Annotated in this window: 5 protein-coding genes and 3 pseudogenes; 4 read left to right on the top strand and 4 right to left on the bottom strand. The window is 59.4% G+C overall.

Annotated features, from left to right (window positions below):
- The 3 genes and pseudogenes from IQ16_RS44160 to IQ16_RS44170 all read left to right on the top strand — a co-directional run.
- A partial coding sequence (locus IQ16_RS44160; RefSeq protein WP_145832233.1) for an integrase core domain-containing protein occupies positions 1–183 on the top strand: 183 nt, incomplete at its 5' end.
- Positions 184–329: 146 nt separating this feature from the next.
- Positions 330–1079: pseudogene (locus IQ16_RS44165) on the top strand (cytochrome P450); the annotation flags it as partial.
- 426 nt (positions 1080–1505) lie between these two features.
- Positions 1506–3749 carry a hypothetical protein gene (locus tag IQ16_RS44170; protein ID WP_018648290.1) on the top strand — a complete coding sequence of 748 codons (2244 nt, stop codon included), beginning with the start codon at positions 1506–1508 and terminating at the stop codon, positions 3747–3749.
- Positions 3750–4079: 330 nt separating this feature from the next.
- Here the strand turns inward: IQ16_RS44170 and IQ16_RS44175 are convergent, their stop codons facing one another.
- From IQ16_RS44175 to IQ16_RS44190, 3 genes and pseudogenes are all read right to left on the bottom strand, one after another.
- Complete coding sequence (locus tag IQ16_RS44175) at positions 4080–5090, bottom strand: IS481 family transposase (protein WP_011084661.1); 1011 nt, start codon at positions 5088–5090, stop codon at positions 4080–4082.
- 142 nt (positions 5091–5232) lie between these two features.
- Positions 5233–5526, bottom strand: a complete 294-nt coding sequence (locus IQ16_RS44180) for an IS5 family transposase (RefSeq protein WP_011084662.1) — start codon at positions 5524–5526, stop codon at positions 5233–5235.
- 583 nt (positions 5527–6109) lie between these two features.
- Positions 6110–6541, bottom strand: a pseudogene (locus IQ16_RS44190) (effector protein NopP); the annotation flags it as partial.
- A 179-nt stretch (positions 6542–6720) separates the two neighbouring features.
- On the opposite strand from IQ16_RS44190, the gene IQ16_RS44195 reads away from it, so the two are divergent.
- The gene (locus IQ16_RS44195; RefSeq protein WP_223153745.1) at positions 6721–7146 is read left to right on the top strand and encodes a hypothetical protein; all 426 of its coding nucleotides are present in this window, start codon (positions 6721–6723) and stop codon (positions 7144–7146) included.
- A 151-nt stretch (positions 7147–7297) separates the two neighbouring features.
- Here IQ16_RS44195 and IQ16_RS44200 read toward each other — a convergent pair.
- Positions 7298–8094: pseudogene (locus IQ16_RS44200) on the bottom strand (IS1380 family transposase); the annotation flags it as partial.
- Positions 8095–8420 lie beyond the last annotated feature (326 nt).

The raw sequence follows: 8420 nt of genomic DNA on the forward strand, positions 1-8420 counted from the left end.
CTCTGGCGCACGGTCAAATACGAAGAAGTTTATCTCCGCGCCTACGACAGCGTGTCCGAGGCGCGAGCGTCAATTGCCAAGTATCTGGCCTTCTACAATCAGGGACGCCCTCACTCGAGCCTTGACGGGCGCACGCCCGACGAGGCTTACTTCGGCACGCAAGCTATGGTGATGGCCGCATGACCGTCGCCGACGATTTTGTCGTCGCTCTGGTCGGGCTACGCCCTCCCGACGCAACGACAAAATCGTAAAGCCCCGCGTTCAGCATAACCCGGCAGGAATCCACTTAAATCCAGCGGGGCGCTGTCCAAACAACCGGGGCCAGCTCTGACTTCCCATTTGAGGATCGGCGACTCCTGACCTATTGGTCGGACGCAGCTGTTACAACTCCTAAAGCAGGCTATGCCATCGACAGCTGGGACAAGCGAAGCACCATCTTGTCGGAGTGCCTGGACTATTTCACACGGCTTTGGAACGAGCGCATCAATGCCGAGCCACGCCTCGACCTGATTTCCTTGATGGCGCATTCACCCGTCACACGCCATATGGAGCCAACTGAGTTTCTTGGGAACCTCATTCTACTGATCGTAGGCGGCAATGATACCACGCGCAACTCGATTACCGGCGGCCTCCTGTTCATGAGCCAGTACCCCTCCGAACTGCGGAAACTAACTGACAATCCCAAGTTGATCTCGAGCGCCGTGTCTGAGATCATTCGATACCAGACGCCGATCGCACATATGCGCCGCACTGCTGCTATAGACAGCATCGTTGGGGGAAAACCGATCAGGACAGGCGACAAGGTCGTCATGTGGTACATCTCCGGCAATAGAGACGAAGAGGTCATTGAGAACGCCAACAGTTTCGTGATCGACCGCAAGAATGTGCGGCAACACCTCTCGTTCGGATTCGGAATCCATCGCTGTCTTGGCCGACACCTTGCGGAACTGCAGTTGAGAGTCCTCTGGGAAGAGATTTTGGATGGGGGATTGAAGATCAAGGTCGTCGGCGAACCCGAGCGAATTGCATCTAACTTCGTGCACGGCTATTCCGCTCTCCCCGTGCGGATTGAAGCTTAGGCCATGATCGGGACAGTCTCGACCGCCGGTGTGCGGTGGGTGTGGATTGATGTGAACTATCTTGGCTTCTTCAAACTGCGCAGATGAATGGATAGAAGCGAAGGTTCTGTCGGCAGCTATTTATAACCGGGCAGACGTTGAATCGCCCGTGAAGAACGATACGTGAGGCGAATGCTTGGTGCACGCGACTGTCATTTTTCTATAGCTGTCAGTTTTCTATAAGGGGGCGTCTGGCCTGTTCGCGTCTCAGCTGATGACACCGGAACTGACGCGGTTACTCCAGCAGCATGGAAGCTGCGATAGAAGTCGAACACAAGGCCGCATCTTCTTCCTTGCGCATCCGGATGAATGCTCTTGGTCAGCTAGTCGTCAGCCAGTCGGCCTATCCAGACAGGCTGCGCACCCTCAATTATCCGGAGATGAAGCATGAAAGGCATTGGCCGAGCTGGTCCATCAGAGCTTGAGGCCGCGGGAGCCGAAAGCATTAGGGAATCGAGCCGTTCGAGCCCGGAGTCTGGTCTCTTCCCTGGGGAACGCGATCAGTCCTTCGATGCCGTCGTAGGGCGGATACGGTCTGAGCCTGATGTGAGAGCGGCGACGCTTGCGAACCCGCCGCCAACTTCGGACGTAGCGGCGCCAACGAGGGAGGAGATAAAGGCAGCAAAGCGAGAATTGAGCAGCCTGCTTGAGGAACTTGAAGCTTGCCGCCGAGCGGCCGGGCATGCCCGGAACTTGCCGGAGAGACAAGATCTGATGGATCAGGTCGTCAAAGCAGGCGCAACAGTTCTGGCGTACTACGCCAGTCTGCCACCCGATTTGGCGCGCCGAATTCTGCCAAACGATCGGGCTCGCCGGCTCCGCGATGACACTGTGAGGGAGGCTGACGAATGTAATGAAGTGGCGACCCAGATTATCTACGAGCTGGAGGAGAGCAGAAAGAAAGCACAAGGCGTGCTCGACAGCCTCAAAGACATCGCCTCGCCTGCACAGCTGAGCCGCCTGTTTACAAGCGTTGCGAACCACTATGCAGCATGCATGGAGTTGTGGGGAAAGAAGGTGCTGCGCTGTGAGCGGATGCAGTCAGTCTGTGCCGCTACCGCCCACCTTCCAGGCAGCACGCCCGCCATGCGCACGGCCGAAGATGCCGCACTAAGGCATCATACGGGCTGGGCGCTCTTTACGAAGTGCATGTATCTGCAATCGCGGATCGCTCTCGTGGAGCTTTTAGTCAACTCGCAAGCGAGCACGTTGGAACCAGACGTGCGCGACGCCCTCATGGATGAGAGCGGGAGGGTGCGCCTGCTCGGGGCCTTCATCGGAGATGTTTTTCCGGCGTTCGTCTCGACGGCCCAAGCCGTTCTGTACAGCGATGGAGCGGCGCTCGAAGCGGAGCATCGCGCCGTTCTGGAAGGAGTCATGGAACGACTTTCGGAATTTGCATCGGGGCTGAGCGGCATGCTTGACAGCCTGAGGGGGACTGCAACGGAAACTGACCTTCCGTTGCCGTTGCTGGACCAGATCGTGGAAGCTGCGTGGGTGACGGCGAACGAAGTCATGCGGCTGCTGGCATTGCAGCCAAAGACGCAAGCCACGATTGAACCGCCGGCTTGGGCTGCGCTTCCGGATAATATTGGCCCAGCGGGCGGAGGCAGTCCGGCGCGCAGAACGGGCAAAGCAAGGCCCGCAGCAGCCGCAGGAGAGGGGAGTTCGACGGCCAGCCCCGCCACGCCGCAACTCGCTAGGCCCGATGCGGCGACGGCCCCGGCGGGCAAGGTCATCGTGCTCTCGGATCTCGGTACAAAGAAACTCGCCACTCCGGAGCAGGCACGCGCGTCATCCGCTGCGGCCGATAACCTCCAGATGTGGATGGCTCCGCCATCCAGGAAAGCACTGCCGGGATTACTTGAGCGATTGGACCAGTTGCTGCAGTTCGATCTGCCGGCTCAGCAAAGCGCCGCCTCGCAAGCTCGCCACATGAAGCCCGAGGACGCCGAACACGTGTTGGATATCGTCATCAAGCGCATGCAGACGCAGTCCTCCGAGATTGAGGCCTGTGTAGCCGCGCTGGAGGAGCCTCGCCGGCGAGGCCTGCTCACGCCTGCGCAAGTGCCTGAAGTGCACGAAAAAATAGTCCGGCTGACAAGGATGTGGTCCGAGGTTCAGGGACAGGCAAGCTCATTGAACGCGCGAAAGGCAGCAATCACAAGCGATTGCACGAAGACCTATGCGTTTCCATCGCAAGAATACCTAGAACAGTTGCGGGAAGCGGGAGAACTGGCGTCAGTGGATCCACCGCACGCCTTGAAGGGAGAGCCGGGGACGCTATTCGAAATCAAGCTGCAGCCCAGGGCGCTGCGCAGCGGTGCGATGCCAAGGCCGATGTGGGTGCACATCCATACCAAGCGCCCGGTAAATGCCTGGCAATTGGCAACGCTGGGCGATCGCGAATTCGCCGCTTGCCACGTCAAGTCCGACGAACAGCGCGGCTACAATCGGCACTGGCAGAGCGCTCGAGCCGCCGAGGGGCACGACAATGTCGTGATCCATCGCGGCAGGCTCACTCCTGTGTTCTGCAAGTCCTTGTTAAGCACCGCCGCTGGCCAGCCGTGGCAGCCCCTCCCCGATCCGGAGCACGCTTCAGCGCAGATGGCTCGACTGGGGATCCGGTGAGGTATCGTCTTGCGGCGGTGAGCCATCCGGTGACAGCGCTCATGCCTCCATCGGCTTGGCGGACTGCCTGAGCAGCGCCGAGCCCCATCAAGCTCTATCTTACAAAAGCATGGAGCCTGGAGAGAACACTCCTTTCGGGAGGGTTATCAGCCCGCAGTCCGGAGGATCGCCAATCGGCGCGCAAGCAAGCTTGCCATTGCGGGGTGTGGCGAACATCGGCGCTCGGATGAGAATGTAGGCCGCTGAGTGTTGCAAGACGGAAAACTTTGTAAAAGAAGGGACTTGAGCTGACAGCGAGTGCTTTGTCGCGGCAGGTGTCCGACAAAGGTTTCATGTGCGACCCCACGCAGCCGGCAACAATTTTTCTCTCGACAGAGCACTTGCGTCACGCAAAGTTTGCATCGGCGTCTTGCCGTAGCACCAGCGCCCCTGATGTGGGCGCACCTCATTGTAGGCAGCGATCCACTCATCGAGATCGCTCTGCAAGGCAGTGATGCTCGGATAGATCTTCTTGCGGAACACGACGCGATAGAACTCCTCGAGCACGGTGCGGTGGAAGCGCTCGACAATGCCGTTGGTCTGTGGGCTCCTCGTCTTGGTGCGGGTGTGATCGATGTCTTCGACGGCGAGGTAGAGCTCATATTCGTGATGCTCCGGATTGCCGCAATACTCGGTGCCGCGGTCGGTCAGGATCCGGTTTAGCGGGATGCCCCGCGCATCGAAAAACGGCACCACGCGATCATTCAACAGTTCGGCCGCCGTGATCGGCGTCTTGCGATCATACAGCTTGGCGAACGCCACCTTACTGTAGGTGTCAATGAAGGTCTGCTGATAGATCCGCCCGACCCCCTTCATGTTGCCGACATAGAAGGTGTCCTGCGCACCGCAATAGCCGGGGCACTCGCTCTCGAACTCGCCGTGCGCCTCCTTCTCGGACTTGGCCCTTTCCAACGCAACGAGCTGGGCCTCGGTCAGCACCAGGCCGTCCTGGGCCATCTTGGCCTCCAGCGCCGTCAGCCGCTTCTTGACGTTGGCGAGGTCGTGACGCAGCCACACCGCCCGCACGCCGAACGGGGAGATCGACAGGCCGCGGCTCCTGAGCTCATTGCTGACCCGCACCTGACCCCAGGCCGGCTGGTCGATCCCCAGCTCAACGACGGCTGCCTCGACCTCCGGCGCGACACGGTTCTTCAGGACCGGTTTCTTGCGGCTGATCTCAATCAGCGCCAGCTCGCCGCCCTTGTCGTACAGTTCCTTGAACCGGTAGAAGCTGTCGCGGCTATAGCCCATCATCCGGCAAGCCTGGCTGACGTTGCCGAGCTGCTTGGCCAATTCCAGCATGCCGACTTTCGCGCGAATGACTTCTGTTCCTGGGTCATGGTAACGTCTCCCTGTGAGACGCCGCGGGCTGCGCGGGAGCGCCCTTTGGGTGAGCGCTCCTGCTCGCCCGCAGCTCCATTCCCTGCCAGTTCAAACCTTGCCGTCAGATTAAGTCGAAACTTCTACAGACCATGACATATTCCATGTCCGGCTCGTCTGAGACCGCATCAAACATGCGCTTCCAGACGCCCGCCTTCGCCCAGTCGCGAAAGCGCGTGTACGCAGTTATCCAGTTGCCGAAGGCGCGCGGAAGATCGCGCCACGGACTGCCCGTGCGGGCAATCCACAGCGCGGCTTCGACAAACAGCTTGCCGCTCCGGCCGGGATCGCCCGGCTTGCCAAGACACAGCGGCTCCATCTTCGCCCATTGGGCGTCAGTCAAAACGAATCGGTCCATCCCAAGCTTGAATCACAACCAAGCCAGGATGAGAATCCTAATAAAAAGCCCAATTCTAACAATCTGCCAAAGTAGTGTTAGGGCGCGGATTCATTAAGGCGCAGCCATAGCCTGACTGACGCGAGTTGAACGAAGGCAAGGTAGTTGTCCTGACATCTGCTCCATTTTTTGATCTTCGCATCCAATGCCGGCGAGCCCGGGTGGATGGTCTCGTTGCTCGATGAGTTGGCCCGACACTTCTCGAGACGCCTACGAAGAAAACGGCCAACGAAACCCTCCTCACCCAGGCAACCCGGAAAGATCCCGAGCCATTCTGATGGCGAGGACACAACGACGCTGGCGCCTGCCATAGGCAATCCGCTCCTCCCGCCCGGGCGGGAGTCGAAAACTCCGGCTGGAAGCCGGGGTTTTCTTTTGTGCTATTATAGGCACCAGCTCTCGTAAACCGCCGCCAGTACAGTGCACCTCACGGCTTGAGCCGAATTGGCTTGGGCTTCGCTCCGTCCAAGGCTCGATCGTAAGCCGCAGGTGTCGGTTGGTCTGCGCTCTGCTCCACCTCAAATGGATTGGTAGAGATCTCACGTCACATGAAGTCTCCATCCGAGTCGGGCTCTGATGAAGGTTCATCATCGCTCGACGCTTTGGAGAGATACATCGAAGAATTGGTTGCGCGCTGCCATTCACCATCCCTATATCTCCACTGTTTGGACTGGGTGGGATCAAGTACCATATCATCGGGATCCACATGAACGAAGCCCAGTTGTTCTGCACGGGCTCTCGCTTCGTCATTGGCAGGACGCCAGTTCACTAGCGGCCGTTCGCCGTCTCGCCCTAGTTGGTGCTCGAGCAGAATATCGCCGGCGTTACCGACGAGCGGATGTGCAACCTGAAAATCCACGATTGATGTGACATCAGTCCGTCCGGGAAACAGTTCTCGCCACCGCTGGCTGGTGAAACCAGTCGCCATAGGAAATCCGGCTTCCGTTCTTTGGAGGCCGACGCTCGTATTTCCTAGTTGATAGCTGTAGCCGTTGTTGCACCTTTACTCGCGTCGGATCATCCCCGAAACGACCCGTGATCGCACCTACCAGGCTTGGTGGGACGGCAAGGGTAATGGGCTGCTGCGGGCAGAACTGCTTGTGGTTGTCGCGTCTGCAATTGCCTGAGAAGAGCTTGGAGCCTGACGAGCTTGCAATGCGTTATGCCGAGAAGACCCCGTCCAATGCCAGGAAATGCCTGACGCACGTGCGAGGAAGAAGCAGCAGCACCGGGCGCGCCGAGGAAACCATGCACGAACTTCAGCCGCAGCTAAGAAAAGCGATTGGGCATGGCGGGCGACACCAAATCGGAACGGTGGGCGAGATCGAGCGGAAACCAGCACACCCATGGCATTCCCCATCCTTCATTCAAAGCTCCTGCATTCTTGAAGAAGCCAGCAATCCTGAGAGTGCGACGAATCTGTACGATATCGATCAATCGGAGAGCCTGCAGCGAAGTCCGTCCAAGATTTCACGGACGTCTCCTATGGTCACGTCTCCGCGCCTGGCCGTCGTTCGAGTCGGCGCGCATCATGTGCACATGCACAAACCTCCTAACAATGCTAGCCCGTCCTATTCGTGAGAGTGCGGCTTTGGGGCCCGATTGATGCGGCCGAACATCTTGTCTGACGAGGCGCACAGGATTGCCTTCGGCTTTTCACCGCCTGACGACCCGTACTTTGCAACGCGCTTGAGGTATAGGTTGGGCGAACGGGGGGCGGACGCCCCGCCGGTCAAGGACCGAGCGGCAGCAGCGCACCTGGCAAGCAGCGGATCAGGTCGGCTTCCGGACAGGCCGCGGCGAACGCAAGGCGAATGCGGCTCGTGGTCTCGACCACACGGGCAGCGATTTTCAAGAGCCGAAGACGCAGCGTCGCGAACTCGGCAGCGGCCAATTCCCGGACTTTGGGAATGGCCTCGCGCACGGTCAGCATCAGCCAATAAGCGGCCGTATGGAGCACGAGACGGACCTGGTTGGCGAGCGCCGAACGGCAGCTGGTGCGGTCGGAGGCGAGCTGTGACTTATGCAGCTTGTCAGATTCTCGGCTTGGCCGCGCGCGCAATACAGGCTGTCGTAGATCCACTCGGCCGAGCCGACATCGAGGCTGGTGACGACGAAACGGATGTCGAGGCCGAGCATCGCCGCCTCAATACGGGCGACAGTGCGCCGTTCGCGATCCCAGGACTTTGCCTTGTGGCGCGTCTCGGTATAGCCACGCAGAACCGGCAGGTTCTCGATGGCGCGTCGGGTGCGGATGTCGTCGGCGACCTCGTCGACTTTTCTGGCGAGAGGCTTGGTGCCGGACAGACCGAAGATGTAGTCGATGCCGTTGGTCTCGCACCACGCCATTGCCTCCGGCCGGGCATAGTGCCCGTCGCCACGGAACGTAATTTGCGTGTTGTGCCATCGCGTGCGGATATGCCGTACCAGGCGGCGCAGATGGGCACGCACCTCGACGCCGCCCGGCGTCTTGCCGGGCCGCAGCACGACGGCCACGGGCCGGCTCTTATCCGTGTCGTAGACGTGGATCGACCGCCATCGAAGGCAGCTGTGACTTTCTTGGCGTGAACGGCTGGAAACGAGGATGGCAGAATCGTATCATCGGTCATGGCGGGCGTGGTTTAAGGTGATGGGGTGGCTTCGCAACCGAATCCTACGCCGCATCAGCGCTTTACACCACGCTCGCCAGCCCTCAGGCGCACTCTTACGAATAAGACGGGCTAGCGCTCCATCTCGCCCATAAGAATTTCATCTGAGACGTATCGTGGATTGGAAATGACAGTCCGCATTTCCGCATTCTTGCCCTCGTCCGCAAACCGGAATCCCTTCTTGTAGAAAAATGCTGAAGCTCCTTC

Origin of the sequence: Bradyrhizobium huanghuaihaiense (genome assembly GCF_007830635.1) — a bacterium.
Lineage (GTDB): Bacteria > Pseudomonadota > Alphaproteobacteria > Rhizobiales > Xanthobacteraceae > Bradyrhizobium > Bradyrhizobium huanghuaihaiense.